Raw genomic sequence first — 21,791 nt, 5'->3', positions numbered from 1 at the left:
CATTCCGTTCCACTCGGTTCCATTGTCGGGACAAATATCGACCGCGCGACCCCGCCACCAGGCAATATGCATAATTGTCCGCGCCATAAAGAATATGCGCCCTTTTACCTGTCCCGGGACCGTGCGCATACCCTCTAATTGCGGCACATCCCCTTCAGAGAGGTGTGCACCACACATGAGAAAGATTCTGTCCATCCTGGCGTTGGCCGCGACCATGGCCGGTGTTCAAGCGGTCTTCGCCTTACCGTCCCGCGCGGACACGTTGGCGGCCCTCTTCGGTAACAACCTCCAAGTGGTGGCGGCCCAGGGCAAGGTGAACAACATCACCGTCTCCACCGACGCCTCCGGCAACGTACTGGTCTCCGACACCGGCGACGTGGTCCGCGCCGACGGCGGCGCCTGCGCGCAGGTCACGGCCAACCAGGTACGGTGCCAGGGCGTCATCGTCATCCGGATCTTCGCCGGCGACCTGGACGACACCATCACCAACAACTCCGCGGTGACCACGCAGCAGTTCGGCGAGGCCGGCCGGGACACCCTCAGGGGCGGCAGCGCGGGCGACACCCTCTCCGGCGGCCTGGGCGACGACACCGCGTTCGGCAACGGCGGTGACGACATCTATCAGGCCGACAGCATCGATGGCCGGGACAGCTTCTCCGGCGGTCCCGGATCGGACCTGGCGGCGTACAACAACCGGGGCGCCGCCCAGACCATCACCCTGGACGGGGTGGCCAACGACGGCACGGCCGGCGAGGGCGACAACGTCGGCGGCGACGTGGAGCGGGTGTTCGGCGGCGCGGGCGCCGACCGGATCACCGGCAACGCCGCGGCCAACGAGATCCGGGGCGGCAACGGCGACGACGTCATCAGCACCGTCGACGGGATCGGCGGCAACGACACCATCAGCGCCGACGGCGGCACCGACACGTGCGACTCCGACAGAGGCGACACCGAGCTCAACTGCGAGATCTGACGAAAGGTGCCCGGGCGGCGCGGTCACACCGCCGCCGCCCGGGCACTCGGGTCAGGTGGTCGGGCTGAAGGAGCCGTCGCCAGGTCAGGCGGTCGGCTTGAAGGAGCTGTCGCCGCGGAACAGCGTCGTGTCCTCTGCCTTGTCCAGGCGGAGGGCATCATCGCGGTGGCGGACGAACCGACCGGGGTAGTTGGCCGACTCCAGCCGCACCGAGCCGTCCACCGTGCCCTGGCGAGCGTGGAAGGTCGCGTCACGCTTGAACAGCGCGGTGCCGTCGTTGATGTCGAATCGGACCAGGAAGTCCTTGTGCCGCAGGCATCGGCCCGCGGAGTCGACGAAGGAGTATCCCTTGGCGTCGGACAGACCGGGCACGACGCGCAGCGCGAGCGCGGTCGCCCCGATGCGGCCCATGGCACCCGCGGCCTGGATGTACGCCTTCGGGCGATTGACCGACTGGAAGGCCCGCGAGACGCCCGTCGGCAGCAGCCCGCCCCCGCCCGCGGCCGTGGCCCTGGTGAAGGTCAGCGTGCCGAAGCCGAGGTTGTCATACTTGCTGCCGCCGTAGTCCCCGCCTCCCCCTTCGGGGGCGAGCCGCTTGCCGTACGCCTCGATGTGGGGCACCGGCAGGCCCCGGCGGACCCCGTAGTGGTTGTAGAGCACCGCCCAGACCGGGTCGTTCATGCCGCGCCCCGCCGCGCTGACCTCCGTCTGCTCACGGGGTGCGCAGTTCTGTCCGGTCCCCCACTTGTACGTGGTGAACGGCACGCTCTCGCCGAGGTTGTATTTGGCGACATACTGGGCGCCCTTCATGAACCGGTCGTCGGCGTAGCCGTACAGGTCGATGCCCTGGTTCCAGGCCATCTCGCACAGCACGCCCATCAGCCCGATGCCCAGGCTGGCATGGCCCTGGTCGCGGCCGCTCTCCTGCCACTGGCCGAGGCCGCCGGGGTGGAGGAACGGCACCGCGTTCATGATGGCGCCGTTGCCCTTGCCGTGCTTGAAGTACTCCACGGCCTGGTCGACCTTGGCCTGGTCGTCGCAGAGAATGCCGATGGCCAGGATGGAGGCCATGGCGCACAGGTCCCAGTTGGCCCAGTAGTTGGTGATGCAGGCGTCGTTGTGCCCCCGCAGGAACCGGTCGTTCAGCGGGTAGAAGACGGTGAGCATCATCTTCTTGAAGCGGTCGAGGTCGAAACCCGGGTAGCCGCGCATGATCTCGCCGACGTTGGCCAGTTGCCAGCCCTGGATGCCCGCCGCGAGGAAACGGTCGGCGTTGCCCGTCACCGCCTTCAGCGCGGCCGACCAGGCGTTGAGGATGTCGCGGGCGGCGTCGCCGTGGGCCTTGTCGCCGCTGATCTTCCAGCGCAGCGCGTTCTGGTAGGCGGCGGCCACGTCGATGGCGAGCTGCACGTGGTTCGCCCCCGTACCGCCTCTGACGACCGTCTCCACCGGGCGAGCCTTCCAGGTGCTCTTGGAGCGGCTGTTGGCCACCAGCTTGTCCCAGCCCGCCTTCCACGGCTGGGCTCCGGCGTTCACCTGGGCCCGCATCCGGTCGAAATCCGGCTGCGTGTGCAGCATGCCGGGGTGCCTGAGCGCCGCGGCCGAGGCGCCGGCGGGCAGGGCGGGGAGTACGGCGGCGCCCGCGCCCACGGTCACGGCCGCCTTCAGCAGGCTCCGGCGGGAGGGCTGCGTGGTCATGGAAGTCCTTTCCCAGGGGTCACTCTTGTCACAGGAGACGGAGCCGCCTGCCGCTGATAACAGAAATTTCAGGATGAGACCCGACTGCGCTGGGGCACCGTCGCGGGGTCGGCGGGCCGCGCCCTGGTGACGTACTGCGGGACGGGGGCACGGTCGTCACCGGTGTCGCGAGTCAGGCCGTAACGGACGATTCCCCTGGCGGGGTCGAGCCCGGTGGAGATGTCCCGCCAGACCTCGCTCCAGGTCCGGGGCGCCACGTTGAGGTCGATGTCCGTGCCGCTCTCGTTGTTGTGGATGGTGACCCGGCCGTCCAGGTAGTAGAACTCGTTCTGCCACATCTGCTGCTGACCGGGAGGCAGCCGGACGAAGCCGGTCTCGGGAGCGCCCATCCAGGTGACGCCCGGCGCCTGCTCGTCGTCCATCCGCCGCCCACCGCCAGACGCGACGTGGAACAGTTTGCCCTTCAGCCCGGTCCAGGTGGCGGCCCGGAAGTCGCCGATCCGGTTGCGGTAGAGGATGCCCCAGCGGACCTCGAAGTAGCCCTTGCCGGTGATGGTGATGTAGTCGCCCCGGTGCGTTATCTGGGGGGCGCCGCCATACCTCGAGTAGCCGTGTTTCCCGCCGATGGCCAGCGTGCCCGCGGCGCGCCGGGGCAGCGGGGCGGGACGCCGAGCCTTGGGCGGCGCCTGGTCCACCGTGTCGACGGTGCGCCCGTACAGGCCCGCCGGACGGCTCCGCGTCGGCGTCGGCGTCGGCGTCGGCTTCGGTGTCGGCTTCGACTTCCGCAAGGGGCGCGGGGAGGAGGCGGAGACGGAGGTCGCGATCACCGGCGCGGCCTGCCGGGGCGGCGGCTCGGGCTGGAGGTTCTGGACGATCACCGCACCACCGGCGATCAGCGCGGTGCCGACCGCCGCGATCGCGACGGGCTTGGCCGCCAGCGAGGAACCCACCGCGCCGGCCGCCACCTTCCCCTTCGCCACCAGGCCGCCCTTCGCCACCAGGCCGCCCTTCAGCACTGGTACGGCTGCCGTCCGCGCCATCTCCAGCAGGCCCACCGCGAACCCCGCCGGGACGGCCACCAGGCCCAGCCCCGCCAGCAGCCGGTCGGCCGGAACCAGGTCTGACAGACGATCCGCGCAGATCCGGCACTCGCGTACATGCCGCGACAGCCGCTTGCGCCACAGGGGTGACGGCGTGCCCGTCCAGCCATCGGCCACGTACGCCAGCCCGGCGCAGGGGGGACGGGCCGAGAGGGCCCGCACCACCGCGCGGGCCGACTCCAGCCGCCGCTTGACCCGCTGCACGCGGACGGCCGCGTGTCTCTCCTTCAGGTCCAGGCCGGCTGCCAGCTCCGCCCGGGTGATCTCGTTCGCGGCCTCCAGCCACCACAGCGTGAGCACCTCACGGTCGTCGGCGTCGAGCCAGCGACTGGCCTCCACCGTCTCCTTGCGCTGCCCGGAAAGGCCGAGCCGGGTGACGGTGAGACCGGCGAAGTCGGCACTGGCGTCCGCCATGCCCAGCGCCTCGTCGAGGGCGGCGGTGTTGGTGGTGGCGGCGGCGGCCCGCCGCCACTCCCGCACCTGGTTCAGGGCGATGGCGACCAGCCAGGATCGGAAGCTCCTGGGATCGCGCAGTCCGGACAACCCGGTCACGATCCTGGCCATGGTCTCCTGCACGACGTCGTCCACGTCCGGGTGGCCGTTCATGGCGCGGCCGGCGATGTTGTACACGAGCTGCAGATGGCTCCTCACCAGCTCGTCGACCGCTCCGTGGTCGCCCGCCCCGGCCGCCAGCACCGTTTCGACCTCGTACGTCGAGCGCGCGTACATCCATCACCCCGATCCGGAACTCCGATGCTCCGACCAGGAGACGGGAACATCACCACTGAGATAACACAAAACACAAATTTGTCGCTTATATGCCTGTTGGTGGCGTGGTGCGCACGATGAGGTCGTGGACATGCGACGAGGTGAGTGGTGGTGTGGGTGCCGCCGGGCAGCGCTGTCGTGCTCGGACAGGAGCGTCGTGGGTCAGTTGCCGGCGCGGATGAGGCCGTGTTCGTAGGCGTACACGACGGCCTGGACGCGGTCGCGGAGGGCGAGTTTGGTGAGCATCCGGGCGACGTGGGTCTTGACGGTGGCTTCGCTGACGTACAGACGGGCCCCGATCTCCGCGTTGGACAGGCCGCGCGCGACCAGGTGCAGGACCTCGAGCTCGCGTGCGGTCAAGCTGGCGACCTGCGGTGGCGGCGGGAGTGGTGCGGGGGTGCGGGCGAACTCCTCGATCACCCGCCGGGTGACGGCCGGGTCGAGCAACCCCGCGCCGGAGGCGACGACGCGGATGGCGTGGACGAGGTCTTCCGGGGGCGCGTTCTTGAGCAGGAAGCCACTCGCCCCCGCCCGAAGCGCCTCGTAGACGTACGAGTCGATGTCGAACGTGGTCAGGACGATGACGCGGGTCGGCGGCGGGGTGTCGGCGAAGAGGCGTTGGGTGGCCTGGATGCCGTCCAGCCTGGGCATGCGGATGTCCATGAGTGTCACGTCCGGGCGGAGCCTGCGTGCTGCGGTCACCGCGCCGAGCCCGTCACCGGCCTCGCCCACCACCTGGATGTCGGGCTCCGCCGAGATGATCAGGCGCAGCCCGGCGCGGATCATCTGCTGGTCGTCGGCCAGAAGCACGCGGATCGTCATGAGCCCTGCCCGGACTGCCCGGACTGCCCGGACTGACCGGTCAGCCGGAGGACGGCGGTGACACGGTAGCCGCAGCCCGGCTGCGGACCGGCCTCCAGTGTCCCGTCGTAGAGCGCGACCCGTTCGCGCATTCCGACAAGTCCGTGGCCGCTCCAAGGCGTCGGCCCGTCGGCTGGTGGTGACCTGCCGTCCGTCCGTGCTGACCTGCCGTCCGTCCGTGCTGACCTGCCGTCAGTCCGTGCTGACCCACCGTCCGCCTGCGGTGGCCTGCCGTCGTCGAGGACATCGAGGCGTAGCGTCTTGTCGCCGTAGTGGATCACGCAGTCGATCCGGGTGGCGTCGGCATGCTTGCCCACGTTGGTGATTGCCTCCTGCAAGATCCGGTACGCCGACAGGTCGATGCTGGGCGGCAGCGGTAAGGGAGTGCCCTCAACCCGCAGCTCGGCCTCCAGGCCGCCCGCCCGGAGCGGTTCGAGCAGGTCACCGGCGTCGGCCAGCCGTGGCAGGGAGGTGTGCGACACGGGTGCGTCCGGTTCGCGGAGCAGGGCGAGGAGCCGGTGCATCTCGGTCAGCGCTTGACGCCCGGTCTGCTCGGCCACCAGGAGCGCCTCCCGCTCGGCCTGCTGTTCGGGCCGCAGGAGCCGGCGGATCCCGCCGACGTGCAGCGCCATCGCCGCCATGCTGTTGGCCACCACGTCGTGTAGCTCGCGGGCGATCCGGGCGCGCTCCTGGTTGACCGCGGCCGCCGCCTGCCAGTCGGCTTCGCGCTTGATCTGCGCGGCCCGCTGTTCGGACAGCTCGGCGCGGATTTGTCTGATGCTCACCGCGTGACCGGCCAGCCACACACCGGTCACGAACACACCCGCGTAGAGCAGGTCGGCGGGCGAGGGTCCCTTCTCGATCAGCACCGCCACCGCGGCCAGGCCCAGTGACACGGGCAGGACCGCCATGAGGTGCCGCGCGTGGAAGGCCGCCGAGAAGACCGCGATGACCAGGGCGAACAGCGTCGAGAAGCCGCTGTTGGAGTCCACGCCGAGCGCGGCCTGAACGATCTGGCCGCCGAACACGATCACCAGCACCACCGTCGGGGCCCGTCTGCTCCATGCCAGTGCCAGGCCCGTCACCAGCACGGTGGCGGCCACCGCCGGCCGGGAGCCGCCCACGACGGCGCCGGACCACACCTCCGCCTGGGCGAGGCCGGCGATGCCCAGCGCCAGGAGCACTTCGCGCCGGTGCGGCGATGCGGTAAGCCTGACCATGGGTTGACGATAAGCCTGCGGGGAGCTGCGGCGAGTCAGCCTGGGGGACGACGTTTTCAGGTGCGGCCGTCATCCCGTGGGCGGACCCGGATCGAGCCGTACTACTGACGACCGCGGTGGCGTCCCGGCAGGACATTGAGGCGTCGGCCGCCATCGAGGCGGTCGCGACCACGGGAGGGACATCATGTCCGCTTTCTCCGACGCCCGGCGTCTCCGCCGCATCGCGGCGGGGCTCAGCCTGATCGGGCTCGGCACGCTGCTGGTAGCCCAAGACCCACTCGACCCGACCGGCGGAACCGGTTTCTACGGCGCCGCGGTCGGCCGACCGGGACTGATGACCGCCTCGGCGCTGACACTGCTGGCATCGGCGGTGCTCACCGTGCCCGCGATCGGCGGCATCGTCCACCAGGCTCGCGACCGCGGCTCACTGCTCGCCCACCTGGGAGGACTGTGCACCCTGCTCGGCGCGCTGGGACACATGGGACTCGCCACGGTGTACCTCGTCATGCGGTCACTGGCCGGCGGCGATCCGGCGCAGATGCGGGCCTTCGAGGACAGGCTCAACGCCGACCCGGCGCTCGTGACCTTCTTCGTCCTGCTGACCAGCTTCGGCATCGGCATAGCGCTGCTGACCTGGGCGGCCTGGCGAGCCGGGCTGATCGGCTGGTGGGCCCCGGCGCTGATCACCGCCGTCGTGATCGTACACAACGTGTTACCCGATGACCCGCCGGCCGCGGTGGAGCTCGCCGCGCTCGGCGCGATCGCGGTGGTGTTCGGCCGGCTGGGCGTACGCACGCTCAGGCTGTCCGACACCGACTGGGACGTCACCGCCACGCCCGCACCACGGCCGGCCACGACGGCCCCCACCGTCCCCCGAACGTCCGAAGCCTGAGCGCCTTGGGCGAAGGAGGGCTCCCCGGGACAGTGACAACCGGGCACCCTTGGTTTCGGCCTGCGGCAAGGACACCGCGGAACCCGCTAATCTGCTGCTCGCGTGTCATCAGAACCGAGCGCTGGGCAGGGAGGACGATGACACAGGGAACCCCGCTGGATTGGCCCGAGGCGGAAGATCATCTCCCACCGGACTCGTGGGGGCGCGGACCCGCCCATGAGTCGTGGCTGCCGTGGTCGTTCGTCGGCCTGGTCGCGCTGCTGGTGGCGGGCCGGTTCCTGCTGGCGCCCTACCTCACGACTCCTGTGCTGCAGACGTGGGCCACCATCTTCGTGGCAGTGTGTGTGCAGGCGCTGCCGTTCCTGGTGTTCGGGGTGGCGTTGTCGGCGGCCATCACCGCGTTCGTGCCCGCCTCGTTCTGGACCAGGGCCCTGCCGCGTCAGACCTACGCGGCGGTGCCGGTGGCCGGGGTGGCGGGCGCGGTGCTGCCCGGGTGCGAATGCGCCTCGGTGCCGGTGGCCTCGGGGCTGATGGCGCGTGGTGTGGCGCCCGCCGCGGCGCTGGCGTTCCTGCTCGCCTCGCCGGCGATCAACCCGGTTGTGCTGGTGGCCACGGCGGTGGCCTTTCCCGGCGACCCGGCGATGGTGGTCGCGCGGTTCGGCGCCTCGCTGGCCGTGGCCGTGCTGGCCGGCTGGATCTGGGCGCGGTTCGGGCGCACCGAGTGGCTGCCGGTGCTCCGCCGTACCGCGGCGCCGGGGCATGGCAAGTGGGGCGCGTTCGTGGACGCGATGTGCCACGACCTGCTGCATACCGGCGGGTTCCTGGTCGTCGGCGGGCTGACCGCGGCGACGCTCAACGTGGTGGTCCCCCGCTCGTGGCTCACCTCCGTGGCCGGGATTCCAGTGCTGTCCGTGCTGGTGCTGGCGCTGCTGGCGGTGCTGTTGTCGATCTGCTCGGAGGCCGACGCGTTCGTGGCCGCCTCCCTGACCGCCTTCTCGCCCACGGCCAAGCTCGCCTTCCTGGTGGTGGGGCCGATGGTCGACCTGAAACTGATCGCGTTGCAGGCGGGTACGTTCGGGCGGCCCTTCGCCTGGCGCTTCGTGCCACTCACGCTGACGCTGGCGATCGGCGTCAGCTTCGTCACCGGATGGGTGCTGCTGTGAAACGCCAGACGCAGAGTCTGATGCTGCTGATCCTCGGCGGGGCGCTGCTGAACATCTCCGCCTTCTCCACTACGTACGTCAACTACGTCAAACCGGGTTTCCGGCCGTTACTCGTCGGAGCCGGGGTGGTGCTGGCGATCCTCGCCCTGGTGTCCCTGGTCAGGCAGTGGCGCGGGCAGGGTGATGGGCACGACCACGGTCACGACCACGGGTCACGGGTGGCGTGGCTGCTGGCCGTGCCGGTGTTCGCCATCGTGCTGATCGCACCTCCCGCGCTGGGCTCGTTCGCGGCAGGCGGCGAGGACGACGCGCCCGCGCCGCGCCCGCCCGCCCCCGCGGCCTTTCGTAAGCTCTCCGACGGCGCGCCCCAGCTGGCGCTCGGCGAGTTCATCGGGCGCGCCTACGACCCCGCCGGCACGTCGCTCGCGGGCCGGCAGGTCAAGCTGACCGGCTTCGTGGTGCCGTCGAAGAAGCAGAATCTCTGGTACGTCACCAGGATGCAGATGAGTTGCTGCGCCGCCGACGCCCTCGCCTTGAAGGTGGCGGTCCGGGGCGTACCGGCTCCGAGGGAGAACTCCTGGGTACAGGTCACCGGCTCATGGATCCCGTGGAAAGGCAAGATCCCCAACGGCTACGTAATCCCTGACATGACCGCTACCGACGTAGTGAAGATCGATCAGCCGGCCGAGCCGTACGAATAGCCAAATTGCCCGCCGGATTATGGCAACTCAGTGGGGTTCTCGGCCGGGTGATCGCTGGTTACACTCCGGTCGGTACCGAGCCGCCCCACCGGGCGGCTCATACGGCTTGTCACCCACCGGGGAGGGTTCAGTGATCTCTCCGGTGTGCCTCGACGCAGGGTGACCTGACGCCTCCTTGGCGCGTGGTGAGTCCATGCAGCCTCGACGAGGAGGAACTTGTGTTATCCAGTCCCCGCTTATCCCGTGCGCGGCGGCTCGCGTCGGTGGTCATCGGCCTGAGCATGGTGGCGGTGATGAGCCCGGCAGCGGCGCGGGCCACCCCCACCCCCTCTCCCGCGAACGGGAAGTGGCAGGCCACCCCCGTCACCGGCGCCCAGCTCGTCGAGGGCGCCAAGTCCCCGACGGGCAAGCTCGCCAAGAGTGACCAGGCGCTGTTACGGACCACGTCGCCGGCGCCGATCAACATCATGGTCAAGCTGGACTACGACTCGCTCGCCGCCTATCGGGGCGGGCTGCCCGGTCTGCCGGGCACCAGTCCCGCCGTCACCGGCAAGGCACTCGACACCAGGAGTGCCGAGGTCAAGAAGTACGGCCAGCACATCGAGAGCGTGGAGAAGGCGTTCCTCGACCAGCTGGCCGGCAAGGTCCCAGGGGCCGTGGTGGGCCAGCGGGTCAGGACCGTCTATGGCGGCATCGCGCTCCGGATCCCGGGCAACAAGGCGGCCGAGGTGTTGAAGCTGCCCGGCGCGGTCGCCGTACAGGAGGACAAGCCCCAGCAGCTCCTCACCGACTCCAGCCCGGAGTTCATCGGCGCCAACACCATCTACAACCAGCTCGGGGGCAGCAACTCCGCGGGCAAGGGCGTGATCGTGGGCGTGCTGGACTCAGGCGCCTGGCCCGAGCACCCCCAGTTCGCCGCCCCGACCGGCCTGCCCGCGCCCGGTCCGACCAAGGACGGCACGCCCCGGGTCTGCGACTTCGGCGACAACCCGCTGACCCCGGCCAACGATCCCTTCACCTGCAACAACAAGCTGATCGGCGGGCAGCCGTTCCTGGAGACCTACAACGCGGTCTTCGGTGGCGAGGTCTACCCCGACAGCGCCCGTGACTCCAACGGGCACGGCACCCACACCGCCACCACGTCGGCCGGCGGCCCGGTGGCCGACGCGAACCCGATGGGGATCAGCCGCGGCCCGATCCACGGCATCGCGCCCGCCGCCGAGGTCTCGGTCTACAAGGTGTGCGGCGCGCAGGGCTGCTTCCCGTCCGACTCGGCGCAGGCGGTGGCACGTGCCATTCTGGACGGCGTCCGGGTCATCAACTTCTCGATCTCCGGTGGCTCCGACCCCTACAGCGACCCGGTCGAGCTGGCCTTCCTCGACGCGTACGCGGCGGGCGTGCTGGTCTCGGCGTCGGCGGGCAACTCGGGGCCCGGCGCCAACACCACCGACCACCGCAGCCCGTGGGTGACCACGGTGGCCGCGTCCACGCAGACCAGAACGTTCCAGTCCACGATCACGCTGTCCGGCGGTGGCGCCACGGCGACGATCAAGGGCGCGTCCGTCACCTCCGGGCTCGCCTCGCCGCTGCCGGTGGTGCTGGCGTCCGCTCCGCCGTACTCCAACTCCTTGTGTGACACCCCGGCGCCGGCCGGGATCTTCACCGGGAAGATCGTCGCCTGCGAGCGCGGCCCGAACCGGGTGCTGAAGAGCTTCAACGTCAAGCAGGGCGGCGCGGCGGGGATGATCCTCTACAACGCCTTCCCGTTCGACGTCTTCACCGACGCCCACTGGGTCCCGTCGGTGCACGTCAACAAGCCCGAGACCGACGTACTCATGAGCTTCCTGTCCGCGCATCCGGGCGCGACGGCGTCGTTCACCCAGGGGGTCAAGGCCAGCTGGCAGGGCGACGTGATGACCTACTTCTCCTCGCGCGGTCCCGGCGGGGACTTCCTCAAGCCCGACGTCACCGGGCCCGGCCTGCACATCCTGGCGGGCATGACCCCGACTCCCGAGTCACCGCTCGAAGGGCCGCCCGGCAACCTGTACCAGGTCATCCAGGGCACGTCCATGTCGGCGCCGCACGTGACCGGCTCGGCCGCGCTCGTGTTCGCCCTGCACCCGACCTGGACACCGGGACAGGTGAAGTCGGCTCTGGAGACCACGGCCAAGACCGCGGTCACCAAGCAGGACCGCGTCACCCCCGCGGACCCGTTCGACATGGGCGGCGGGCGCATCGACCTGACCAAGGCCGGTGACCCCGGACTGACCCTGGACGAGAGCGCGGCCAACTTCATCGCCTCGGCCACCGACCCGCTCAACAGGATCGACCTCAACCTGCCCTCGGTGAACGCGCCGACCATGCCCGGCCTGATCACCGCCAAGCGCACGGTCACGAACACCACCAGCAAGTCGCTCACGTTCTCCGCCTCGGCCACGACCGTCAGCGGCGCCAACATCACGGTGCTGCCGGCCAGCTTCACCGTCGCACCGGGCAAGAGCACGAAGCTGACGGTGGTCATCACCGCGCCGGACCTGCCCGACGGGCAGTACTTCGGCCAGGTGAACCTCAAGCAGGTCGGCGGCTCGCGGGCACTGCACCTGCCGGTGGCCTTCTTCCGCCAGGAAGGCATCGTGCCGGTCGACCAGACCTGCGCGCCGGCCACCATCCCGAGGAACACCGGTGAGTCCACCTGCACGGTCACCGTGCAGAACAACAGCCTGTCCAGCACCGAGGTGACCGCGCTGAGCACACTCGACGCACGCCTGCGGCTGAACAGCGTGACCGGGGCCACCAAGATCGGGACCCAGATCGCGACGGCCAAGGCGACACTGCCCGGCCGCCAGCCCGACAAGCCGACCATCGCGCCGGGTGCGGGTCCTGCCGGATATCTTCCGCTGGACGCCTTCGGCATCACACCGACGCCGATCGGGGACGAGCAGGCGCTGAACTTCACGGTGCCCGCCTTTACCTTCGCCGGTAAGACCTACACCAGGATCGGCGTGGTCTCCAACGGCTACAGCGTCGCCGGCGGAACCAACGGCGCCGACGACATCGCCTTCCTCCCGCAGACACTGCCCGACCCGGCGCGGCCGAACGCCGTGCTCGCCTCCTACTGGACCGACCTCGACGGCACCGGCGCCCCCGGCGTCTTCGCCGGGACGCTGACCGACGGCGTCAGCCGCTGGCTGGTGCTGGAATGGCGGGTCCACACCTTCGGTACGAGCAGCCTCAAGGTGTTCCAGCAGTGGATCGGGCTCAACGGCGTGGAGGACATCAGCTACGCCTACGACCCGGCCAACCTGCCGGGCGACGCCCCCGCGGGCGCGGGACTGACCGTGGGCGCGGAGAACGACGAGGGTACGGCGGGCGACCAGATCTCCGGGCCGCCCACCCAGGACCTCGTGGTCACGAGCACACCCGGCGCGCCCGGCGGTGCCCTGACCTACTCGATGAAGATCAAGGGGGTCAGCCCGGGCGTCGGCAACGTGACGACGGCCACCTCGACCCCGCAGGTCAAGGGGATCACCGTCGAAGTGGACAAGATCACCGTCCAGTGATCCGGTAGCGCCGCGGGCGGCTCGCCCGCCCGCGGCGTCACCGCCCGAGGCGTCACCGCCCGCGGCGTCACCCTCCGATGGCCATATCGGTCATATCGGGTAGCGAACGGCCGCGGATCCGCTCAGGACGCCTGCCTCAGACGGGCCTGGCCTCAAGGAGGCTCGCTCCCGCACCCAGCTCGATGACCTCCGCCAACTCCAGGTCGGCCTGCTCGAACAGTGTCGCGTACTCCTCCCGGCTGCGCTCAAGGCCGCCGTTGAAGATGGCCAGCATGCGCAGATCGAGATCCTTGCCCAGATGCGGCGCCTCGTCGTCGGGCAGTGCCACCTCCAGCACCAGCACCCGCCCGCCGGGGTTCATCGCGCGGCGGACATTGCGCAGAATCCGCAGGGCGTCGCCGTCGTCCCAGTTGTGCAGGATGCTCGCCAGTAGATAGGCGTCCGCGCCCGCCGGAACCGAGGCGAAGAAGTCGCCGGCCACGACCTCGTACCGATCGGCCAGGCCCTCGGTGGCCAGCAGGTTCCTGGCCCGGGCCGCCACCTGGTCGAGATCGAAGAGGATGCCGCGCATGCCCGGATTGGCGTGCAGGACCGTGGCCATAATGTGGCCACTGCCCCCGGCGACGTCCACCATGGTCTCGATGCCCGCGAAGTCGTACCGCTTGACCAGGCCGTCCGTGAACGTGATCGCCCTGGTGGCCATGTAGTCGTCGAATATGCGGCCCACATCAGGATTTTTCGCCAGATGCTCGTACAACTTCCCGTACTTCGCGACGAATGCTGAGCTGCCCTGGCGCACCGTGTCCGGCAGCTTGCCCATCGCGTACCAGAAGCCTTCCTCGCCCAGCGCGCGGATCGAGGAACGGATCGAGCCGGGGACGTCGGAGCGGAGCGTGGTGCCCATGTCGGTCAGGCCGTAGATGTCGGCGCCGACTGTGTGGACGACCCCCATGCTCGCCAGCTCACGCAGGACCCGGCGGAGCGAGGGGGCGTGCGCCCCGCACCTCTTGGCCAGTTCATCGGTGTCGAGCGGGCCGTCCGCCAAATGGTCGGCGACGCCCAGCTCCGCCATGGTCAACAAAGCCGCGAATCGCGAAATTTCGGAAACAGATCTCCAGAGGAGGCTGTCAGAGTGTGGCATGTGTCCCTTCCAAAAGGTTCCAAGGGGTTCCAAGAGAGGTCATGGCGTCTGGGTGGCCTGCCTGTGCCATACCAGCACCCGGCGCTCCGCCACCACGAAAAGCGCGTTCACGATGAAGCCGAGCATCCCCAGCAGCGCGATCGTCGCCCACACCGCGGGTGTGTCGAAGCTGCGCTGTGCCGTCAGCAGCTGGTAGCCGATGCCGTCCGTGCTGCCGAACACCTCAGAGATCACCATGAGGATCAGCGCCAGCGACAGGCTCAGCCGCAGGCCCGCGAAGATCTTGGGTGAGGCGGCGGGGATGACGATCCGGCCCAGGCGCTGCGCCCTCGACAGCCCGAAGACGGTGGCGGTCTCGGTGTAGGTCCGGTCCACCGACCTGGCCCCGTCCATCGAGTTGAGCAGCACCGGCCAGATCACACCGGACACGATCACGGCAAGCTGTATCCGCAGGCCCGCCTGGAACAACACGATGAACAACGGCAGCAGCAACGGCGGCGGAATGGCGCGGCCGAACTCGATCAGCACGCTCACGTAGTCGGTCGCCACCCGCGAGCGCCCCAGGAGCACTCCCAGCACCACTCCGATGAGCGACGCCAGGATCCACCCGGAGAACATGCGTCCCAGGCTGGGCAGGATGTTGGCCAAGGCGTCGTCTGTGAGGAACAGCCGGGCGGCCGGGCCGGAGAACCACAGCTCGTACATGCGGGAGACGATCGTGGTGGGCGGCGGGAAGTCCGTGTCCTCGAGCCGCCGCGCGACGAGCTCCCAGAAGACGATGACGGCGAGGATCACCCAGGACCTGGCGAGCGACTTCACGACACCGCCCCCGTCCGCACCAGGCGCCAGCGGAACAGGCGGCGCTCCGCCGCCTGCAGCGCCACGTTGGCCAGCAGCCCGAACGCGCCGGCCCAGAACGTGGCCGCCATGATGAGGTCGGTCCTGTTCCCGCTTCCCGCCTGGACCACGAAGACCCCCAGGCCCGCGACGCCTCCGGCGAGCAGCTCGGCGCTGACGGCGATGATCAGCGCGATCCCGGCGGCGATCCGGATGCCGGTGGCGACGAAGGGCGCGGCACTGGGCAGGCTCACCCTGCCGAGCACGGCCAGCCTCCCGAATCCGAAGCTGCGCAGGGACTCCTTGGCCAGCGGGTCGACGTCGTGCATGCCGTACAACGTGTTGATCAGTATCGGCCAGACGGACGCGTAGACGATGACGGAGACCTTCATCAGCTCGTCCTCCGGGATCAGCAGGATCGCCAGCGGAATGATCGCGACAGAGGGGATGGGTCGCAGGAACTCCAGCAGCGGCCGGAGGGCGCGCTCCATCGGGGTCAGCGCGCCGAGCAGGACGCCCGCCGGGACGGCCACCGCCACCGCGACCAGCAGGCCGAGCGCCCAGTTCGTGAGCGTCGTGAGCGCTCCCGTCAGGAAGTCTCGGTCGGCCAGGAGGAGCACCGCCTCGTACAGGATGGCCGAAGGCGGCGGGAAGACCAGGTCGCGGCTCAGCCCGAACCGGATGACCAGCTCGCCGACGGCGAGAAAGCCCGCGGCGCCCACGACGCCGCGGAGCAGTTGTGCACGGGTCATCCGCTCGACGGTGCCGCGATGATCGACTTCACGTCGAAAGCACTGGTGAGGTACTTGTAGTCGAGCATGAGATCGGCCACTTTCTGCAGTCGGGTGGCGCTCAGCTCGCTCGGAAAAGTGCCCAGCGTGATGACCGAGGCGGTCTTCGCGTCGATCTTCGTGTACGTGGGCAGTATCGCTTCGATCTCCTTGCGGTTACTCGACGCGAGACTCTGAGCCTTGCCGATCGCCCGTTGGAAGGCGGCCAGCGTCTTCGGGTTCTTCTTCGCCCACTCGTCGGTGGCCATCCAGCCCGCGATCGGCAGGTCCTCGGTCTCGCCCGTCATGGTGTCGGCCAGCTTGCGGAAGCCCAGCTTGCTCTGGTTGGCGGTGATGAACGGCTCGGTGATCCAGCAGGCGTCAGCCTGCCCGCTGGTAATCGCGTTGCCCATGTCGGGGAACGGCTTCTCGGCGAACTTGACGTCGTTCTCGGTAAGTCCCGCCACCTTGAGTTGCGTAGTCACAGCCAGCGTGGCGATGTTCCGGAGATTGTTGACCAGGACGGTCTTTCCCTTGAGGTCAGCGACCGTTTTGATCGGTGAATCCTTCGGAACCATGATGTTGAAGGTGTTCGGACCGGCCTGGTACGCGTCCGCGACCAGCTTGAGCTTCTCACCCTTACTGACGGCCAGGAAGGTCGAGGCGTAGTTGGTTTGAGAGATGTCCAGTGCGCCGCTCTTGACCTGCGGAATCGCCGCCGCTCCGCCAGTGATGGTGACCGGCTGGACCGTCAGGCCCTCTTCCTTGAAAAAGCCCTTGGCGTTGGCGATATAGAGCGACACAGCGTCAGGAATCGGTAGCGCACCGACCTTGATGGTGGTCTTCTCCAAGCCGTTGCTGTTGGCCGACGCGCCAGGAGAGTCGCTGTTCCCACCACAGGCGGTAAGGGTGAGAGCGACTGCGGCGCCGAGAAAAAGGGCGCGACAGCGCAGTGTGCGGGTCATCGGGGGGTCTCCTACCAGGGGAAGCAGCGTCTGGCGATCCGACATCGAGAACGCCGAGCGTGAAGCGTAGCGGAGGGAAGATCAAACCTGAAGCGCCATGCCACGCATATCCAAATATTTCAATGAAACGCAATATATGTGGAGATATAGACTCTATGTACTTAGAGTACTATTGATGATCACATGCCCGGATTGGCATGATTTTTCAGATATATGCACTGTAATGTAAAATATGATTAAAGTATCAACAAAAAAATATCGCGTTGGACCCGTTGAAACTTCCGAGGAGTTGGCTAACCTCTCGACTTCGTGATCAACTTGCCTGCACTAACTCGACAGTGTGACGAATTCCGTGACGAATTCCCTGTAGCAGGCCACGCGAGAGGTTGCCACCAGTGAGGACAACGACGACCAAACACGGACGCGTCGGGGCCCCCGCTCTGCCGGGACATTCAGTAGCGAATTCGAAGTCAACCGACTCGGCGCCCGCCCGCGGTAGCGCAATGGCCTTGCGCAATTGGCGGGTGCGAACCCGCCTCATTTCTCTCATTGCCATTCCCACCCTGGTAGCCGTTATGCTGGGCGGGCTACGCGTCGCCACCTCGATCAGCAGCGCACAGCAGTATCAGCACATCAGCAACGTGAGTTCCCTCGTCGCGCAACTCGGCGAGCTGTCCCGCGAGATGGCCCTCGAACGTGACCTCTCGGCGCAGTTCGTCGCCTCCAACAGGGCATCGGCCGAGAAGGAGCAGCTCGCGGCCCAGCAGGGGATCGTGAACGCCAGCGTGGCGCGCACGAACGCGGCCGCCGCGACGGCCGAGGACTCGCTGTCCGATCTCGGCCGCAGGAAGCTGGCCACCATACGCACCAGGCTGACCCAGCTCGCCTCGCTGCGAGCCACCGTGGCCGGCACACTGCTGCCGCCGCTCCCGACGATGGAGAAGTATTCCGAGGCCATCGCCGAGATGCTGCAACTCTACGACGAGGTCACACAGGGCTCGACAGACGAGCAGCTCATCTCCACGACCGCGGCCCTGCGAGCCATCGCCCGCTATGAGGAGGAGACCTCCAAACTGCGAGGCCTGCTGATGATCGCGCTGGTCAGAGGGTCGTTCGAAGAACCCGAGTACAAAGCGTTCCTCGATGCCCGCTCCAGGCGTGAGAGCGAACGCACCTCGTTCCGCACCGTGGCCACCGTCGCCCAGCGGCAGTTCTTCGACAACACGGTCGCCAGCGTGAAGGTCGGCCGGGGCGAGTTCTACATGAACAGGGCCGTGTTCCTCACCAACACGGGCCTGTCCCTGCGGCGGCTCGACACCTCGACCACCGACGACGTCGCCCGCTGGTTCGAGTCCATCAGCGACACCGTCGACAGCGCGCACACCGTGCAGAAGGCGATGTCGCAGCAGGTCGCCACCATCAGCGCCGACGTCCAGGGCAACGACCAGTACGTGGCCGGGCTCAACATCGCCCTCGTCATCACCCTGATCATCCTGGTCCTCGCCGTCACCGCCGTCATGGCCCGCTCGCTCGTCCGGCCGCTCAGGCGGTTGCGCGGAGACGCGCTCAAGGTCGCCGGCCAAACGCTGCCTGAGCTCGTTCGGCAGCTCCGCACCAGCGAGGTCAGCGCGGACGATGCCCAGGTGCCGCCGATCGCCATCTCGTCGACGGACGAGATCGGTGAAGTCGCGCGGGCGTTCGACGAGGTACACCGGGAAGCCGTCCGGCTGGCCGGTGAGGAGTCCCGACTCCGAAGCAACGTCAACGCGATGTTCGTCAACCTCTCGCGCAGAAGCCAGACGCTGGTCGAGCGGCAGATCACCCTCATCGACGGGCTGGAGCAGGGCGAGCAGGACGAGAGCCGGTTGGCGAACCTGTTCAAGCTGGACCACCTGGCCACCCGCATGCGCCGTAACAGCGAGAACCTGCTGGTCCTCGCCGGTCAGGACCCGCCGCGCCGCTGGAGCCAGCCGGTCAAGCTGGTCGACGTGGCCCGCGCCTCGCTGTCGGAGGTCGAGAACTACGAGCGGGTCGTCCTGCAGGTGCCCGACGGCGTTGCCGTCGCCGGTCAGGCCGTCAACGACGTCATCCACCTGCTGGCCGAGCTGGTGGAGAACGCGCTGTCGTTCTCGCCTCGCGAGACTCGCGTGACGGTCTCCGGCAGCCGCATTGACGGAGGCGGCGTGATGGTGTCGATCACCGACTCCGGCATCGGCATGACCCAGGACGAACTGACCCAGGCCAACGACCGCCTTACCAACGCGCCCATCGTGGACGTCTCGGTGTCGCGCCGCATGGGCCTGTTCGTGGTCGCCAGGCTGGCGCACCGGCACGGCATCCGCGTACAGCTGCGCCCGCACGGCTCCGGCGGTCTCACCGCCATGGTGCTGATTCCGGAGGCGCTGCTGGGCATGCCTTCGCCCGCCTACGCCGGCATGCCCGTCGGGGGCCGCGAGGAGGCCTACTCCACGCCGCCGCCGTTGCCGGCGGCCACGTACCAGATGGGCCCGGGACACCCGTCGTATCCCTCCAATCCTCCGGGCTCGGCAGGCGCCTGGCCCTCGCCGCCCCCGCGGCCTGCCGAGACCGGTCGGCCGGCCGTGCCGCGCGCGAGCTTCGGCTCCTACGACACCGGCGACATCTGGACGCCGTCGAGAACGCCGGTCGGCTGGTCCGGCGATAACGACCCGCCGAAATGGCCCACTGGCGACCAGCCGCCGAGCAGGAGCCTCGGCGACCGCGTGGACGGCCCGGCGCGGGCCGGATACGACTTCCCCGAGACCGAGTCGGCCGCCACCGGCCCGATCCCGGCCGTGCGGCCGGCCTCCGGGGGTGATGAGTACCTGCCGATCTACGAGTCGATCGAGTCGGCCTGGTTCGAGCGTGGTGAAAGCGGCGCGAACTGGAGTTCCGCCCAGGCGGATGCCGGCTGGCACGCCGCGGCGGCCGCGGTCGAGCCGGTACGTGACGGCGCGACGGCCGCCGGGTTGCCCAGACGGGTGCCCAAGGCCAACCTCGTGCCGGGTTCGGCCGGCGCGTCCACCGCGCCGAAGGACGTCCCGCCGGCGCCGCCGATCTCACCCGACCGGGCGCGCAACCGCCTGGCGAGTTTCCAGAAGGGCCTCCGGGCCGCGCGCGAGGACATCAGTCAGGGCAGGGCCCCTTCTACTGGCCCCGTGAATATGGAACGCCCAATGAACAGGGAACTGGGTGCATGAACGACCTGACTTACGTGGGGCATGGGCTCGACTGGCTGGTCACTGAATTCGTCAGCACCGTCCCAGGCGTCGCCCACGCGATCGTCGTCTCATCCGATGGACTGCCCCTCGCGGTCTCGGCGGCCTTTCCCGCCGACCGGGCCGAGCAACTGGCCACGATCGCCGCGGGGCTGGTGAGTTTGACGCTGGGAGCGGCCAGGGTCTTCGAGGCCGGCACCGTCACCCAGTCCGTGGTGGAGATGCAGCATGGGCTGCTGCTGACGATGTCGATCAGGGACGGCTCATGCCTGGCCGTTCTCGTCGCGCCTGACTGCGACATGGCGCTCGTGGCGTACCACATGACGCTCATGGTGGAACGGGCCGGCCAGGTGCTGACCCCCGCCGTACGCGCACACCTACGTACCAGCCTGACCAGGTGATTTCCGAAACTTTCAAGAATCCGAGCCTGGGTTAAGCAGATTCCCCAGGTCACTCGAATGCCGGGTATGGCGGCCCACTTGGGTCCTTGTCTCTCGAAAAGTTTTTAAGAATACTCCGAATATTTCGGGGTCACATCGAGAGAGGGGCAGCGGATGAGGATGACCACCAGAGTGCTCGGCGCCTTGATCGCCGCCGCGATGTTCGTCATCGCGTGGCTGACCATGGCGCCGCCGGCCTCGCCGGCCTCGCTCACCGAGGTGACCAACTTCGGCACCAACCCCAGCGGGCTGCGGATGTACGTGTACGTACCGAACAACGTCGCGGCCCGGCCGCCGATCCTGGTGGCCGTGCACTACTGCACGGGCTCCGGCCCGGCCTTCTACTCCGGGACCGAGTTCGCCTCGCTGGCGGACAGGTACGGATTCATCGTCATCTACCCCTCCGCCACCAGGAGCGGATCCTGCTTCGACGTCTCCTCGCCACAGGCGCTCAAGCACGACGGCGGCAGCGACCCGGTGGGGATCGTGTCCATGGTCAAGTATGTCGAGCAGCACAACAACGGCGACGCCTCCCGGGTCTACGTGACCGGCGCGTCCTCGGGCGGCATGATGACGAACGTGCTGCTGGGCGACTATCCCGACGTCTTCAAGGCCGGGGCGGCGTTCATGGGCGTGCCGTTCGGCTGCTTCGCCACCACCGACGGCTCCAGCTGGAACAGCGCCTGCGCCAACGGCACCATCATCAAGACCCCGCAGCAGTGGGGCGACCTCGTACGCGGCGCCTTCCCCGGCTACACCGGGGCGCGTCCGCGCATGCAACTGTGGCACGGCACCGAGGACGCCACGCTCCGCTACCCGAACTTCCAGGAAGAGATCAAGCAGTGGACCGACGTCCACGGCCTCAGCCAGACGCCCACGTTCACCGACCACCCGCAGGCGTCCTGGACCCGGACCCGTTACGGCGGCACCGGCACCATGGTCGCCGTCGAGGGCGTCAGCATCCAAGGGATCGGGCACAGCCTTCCGCAGGGCGGCATGGCCGCCGGGGTCATCCAGTTCTTCGGCCTGGACGGCGGGTCCACCGGCCCTTCGCCGACACCCACCCCGACACCCACCCCGACTCCCACGCCGACGCCCGGCGGACCCTGCGGCGTCACCTACACCATGAACAGCTGGAACACCGGATTCACCGCATCCGTCACCATCACCAACACCAGCGCGTCCCCGATCAACACCTGGGCCCTGACCTTCACCCTCCCCGGCGGGCAGACGGTCACCTCCGCCTGGAACGCCACCGTCTCCCCCTCCAGCGGTCAGGTCACGGCCAGGAACGTCAGCTACAACGCCACCATCGCGCCCGGAGCCTCCACCAACTTCGGCTTCCAGGCCACCCACACCGGTAATACCGGCAAACCCACCTCCTTCACCTTGGGCGGCACGACCTGCACCATCGCCTGACCAGGTGGCTCCGGGCGGCGGCCCGCCCGCCGCCCGGATTTAGAGCA

The 21,791-nt window shown here is 68.8% G+C and carries 16 protein-coding genes; 8 read left to right on the top strand and 8 right to left on the bottom strand.

The window, feature by feature from the left end; translation table 11 throughout:
* Positions 1 to 175: 175 nt before the first annotated feature.
* A complete protein-coding gene (locus ACGFJ2_RS07570; RefSeq protein WP_393465780.1) occupies positions 176 to 973 on the top strand; it encodes a calcium-binding protein in 798 nt (265 codons plus the stop codon).
* Between the two features lie 84 nt (positions 974 to 1,057).
* On the opposite strand, the gene ACGFJ2_RS07565 is transcribed toward ACGFJ2_RS07570, so the two are convergent.
* From ACGFJ2_RS07565 to ACGFJ2_RS07550, 4 genes are all read right to left on the bottom strand, one after another.
* A complete protein-coding gene (locus ACGFJ2_RS07565) occupies positions 1,058 to 2,671 on the bottom strand; it encodes an AbfB domain-containing protein (protein ID WP_393465777.1) in 1,614 nt (537 codons plus the stop codon).
* A gap of 68 nt (positions 2,672 to 2,739) precedes the next feature.
* Complete coding sequence (locus ACGFJ2_RS07560) at positions 2,740 to 4,500, bottom strand: RNA polymerase sigma factor (protein ID WP_393465774.1); 1,761 nt, start codon at positions 4,498 to 4,500, stop codon at positions 2,740 to 2,742.
* A gap of 201 nt (positions 4,501 to 4,701) precedes the next feature.
* Positions 4,702 to 5,361 (bottom strand): response regulator transcription factor, encoded by a 660-nt coding sequence (locus ACGFJ2_RS07555; RefSeq protein WP_357941801.1) that lies wholly within the window; start codon positions 5,359 to 5,361, stop codon positions 4,702 to 4,704.
* Complete coding sequence (locus tag ACGFJ2_RS07550) at positions 5,358 to 6,620, bottom strand: sensor histidine kinase (protein ID WP_393465770.1); 1,263 nt, start codon at positions 6,618 to 6,620, stop codon at positions 5,358 to 5,360. The genes ACGFJ2_RS07555 and ACGFJ2_RS07550 overlap by 4 nt, the downstream gene beginning before the upstream one ends.
* Before the next feature lie 184 nt (positions 6,621 to 6,804).
* On the opposite strand from ACGFJ2_RS07550, the gene ACGFJ2_RS07545 reads away from it, so the two are divergent.
* The 4 genes from ACGFJ2_RS07545 (at position 6,805) to ACGFJ2_RS07530 (ending at position 12,936) form a co-directional block, all read left to right on the top strand.
* Complete coding sequence (locus ACGFJ2_RS07545; protein WP_357941797.1) at positions 6,805 to 7,512, top strand: hypothetical protein; 708 nt, start codon at positions 6,805 to 6,807, stop codon at positions 7,510 to 7,512.
* A gap of 137 nt (positions 7,513 to 7,649) precedes the next feature.
* Positions 7,650 to 8,675: a permease gene (locus ACGFJ2_RS07540; protein ID WP_393465767.1), complete on the top strand. Its 1,026-nt coding sequence runs from the start codon at positions 7,650 to 7,652 to the stop codon at positions 8,673 to 8,675.
* A complete protein-coding gene (locus ACGFJ2_RS07535; protein ID WP_393465764.1) occupies positions 8,672 to 9,376 on the top strand; it encodes a TIGR03943 family putative permease subunit in 705 nt (234 codons plus the stop codon). The genes ACGFJ2_RS07540 and ACGFJ2_RS07535 overlap by 4 nt, the downstream gene beginning before the upstream one ends.
* Before the next feature lie 218 nt (positions 9,377 to 9,594).
* Entirely contained in the window at positions 9,595 to 12,936 is a 3,342-nt protein-coding gene (locus tag ACGFJ2_RS07530) for a S8 family serine peptidase (RefSeq protein WP_393465761.1), read from the top strand.
* A 136-nt stretch (positions 12,937 to 13,072) separates the two neighbouring features.
* On the opposite strand, the gene ACGFJ2_RS07525 is transcribed toward ACGFJ2_RS07530, so the two are convergent.
* The 4 genes from ACGFJ2_RS07525 to ACGFJ2_RS07510 all read right to left on the bottom strand — a co-directional run bounded on the left by ACGFJ2_RS07525 (position 13,073) and on the right by ACGFJ2_RS07510 (position 16,649).
* Positions 13,073 to 14,008: a methyltransferase gene (locus tag ACGFJ2_RS07525; RefSeq protein ID WP_357941789.1), complete on the bottom strand. Its 936-nt coding sequence runs from the start codon at positions 14,006 to 14,008 to the stop codon at positions 13,073 to 13,075.
* Positions 14,009 to 14,116: 108 nt separating this feature from the next.
* The gene (locus tag ACGFJ2_RS07520) at positions 14,117 to 14,896 is read right to left on the bottom strand and encodes an ABC transporter permease (RefSeq protein ID WP_393465757.1); all 780 of its coding nucleotides are present in this window, start codon (positions 14,894 to 14,896) and stop codon (positions 14,117 to 14,119) included.
* Complete coding sequence (locus ACGFJ2_RS07515) at positions 14,893 to 15,666, bottom strand: ABC transporter permease subunit (protein ID WP_357941785.1); 774 nt, start codon at positions 15,664 to 15,666, stop codon at positions 14,893 to 14,895. Before ACGFJ2_RS07515 ends, ACGFJ2_RS07520 begins: the two co-directional genes overlap by 4 nt.
* Entirely contained in the window at positions 15,663 to 16,649 is a 987-nt protein-coding gene (locus ACGFJ2_RS07510; protein ID WP_357941783.1) for an ABC transporter substrate-binding protein, read from the bottom strand. Before ACGFJ2_RS07510 ends, ACGFJ2_RS07515 begins: the two co-directional genes overlap by 4 nt.
* Before the next feature lie 575 nt (positions 16,650 to 17,224).
* On the opposite strand from ACGFJ2_RS07510, the gene ACGFJ2_RS07505 reads away from it, so the two are divergent.
* The 3 genes from ACGFJ2_RS07505 to ACGFJ2_RS07495 all read left to right on the top strand — a co-directional run bounded on the left by ACGFJ2_RS07505 (position 17,225) and on the right by ACGFJ2_RS07495 (position 21,744).
* A complete protein-coding gene (locus ACGFJ2_RS07505) occupies positions 17,225 to 19,867 on the top strand; it encodes a nitrate- and nitrite sensing domain-containing protein (RefSeq protein WP_393465753.1) in 2,643 nt (880 codons plus the stop codon).
* On the top strand, positions 19,864 to 20,286 hold the full coding sequence (locus ACGFJ2_RS07500; protein ID WP_393465751.1) for a roadblock/LC7 domain-containing protein: 423 nt from the start codon (positions 19,864 to 19,866) through the stop codon (positions 20,284 to 20,286). Before ACGFJ2_RS07505 ends, ACGFJ2_RS07500 begins: the two co-directional genes overlap by 4 nt.
* Before the next feature lie 153 nt (positions 20,287 to 20,439).
* A complete protein-coding gene (locus tag ACGFJ2_RS07495) occupies positions 20,440 to 21,744 on the top strand; it encodes a PHB depolymerase family esterase (protein WP_357941778.1) in 1,305 nt (434 codons plus the stop codon).
* Positions 21,745 to 21,791: the final 47 nt, after the last annotated feature.

The organism is Nonomuraea sp. NPDC049028, assembly GCF_043197735.1.
Taxonomy (GTDB): Bacteria; Actinomycetota; Actinomycetes; order Streptosporangiales; family Streptosporangiaceae; genus Nonomuraea.
The sequence above is the reverse complement of the archived record's forward strand: the minus strand, read 5'-3'. Positions and strand labels throughout refer to the sequence as shown.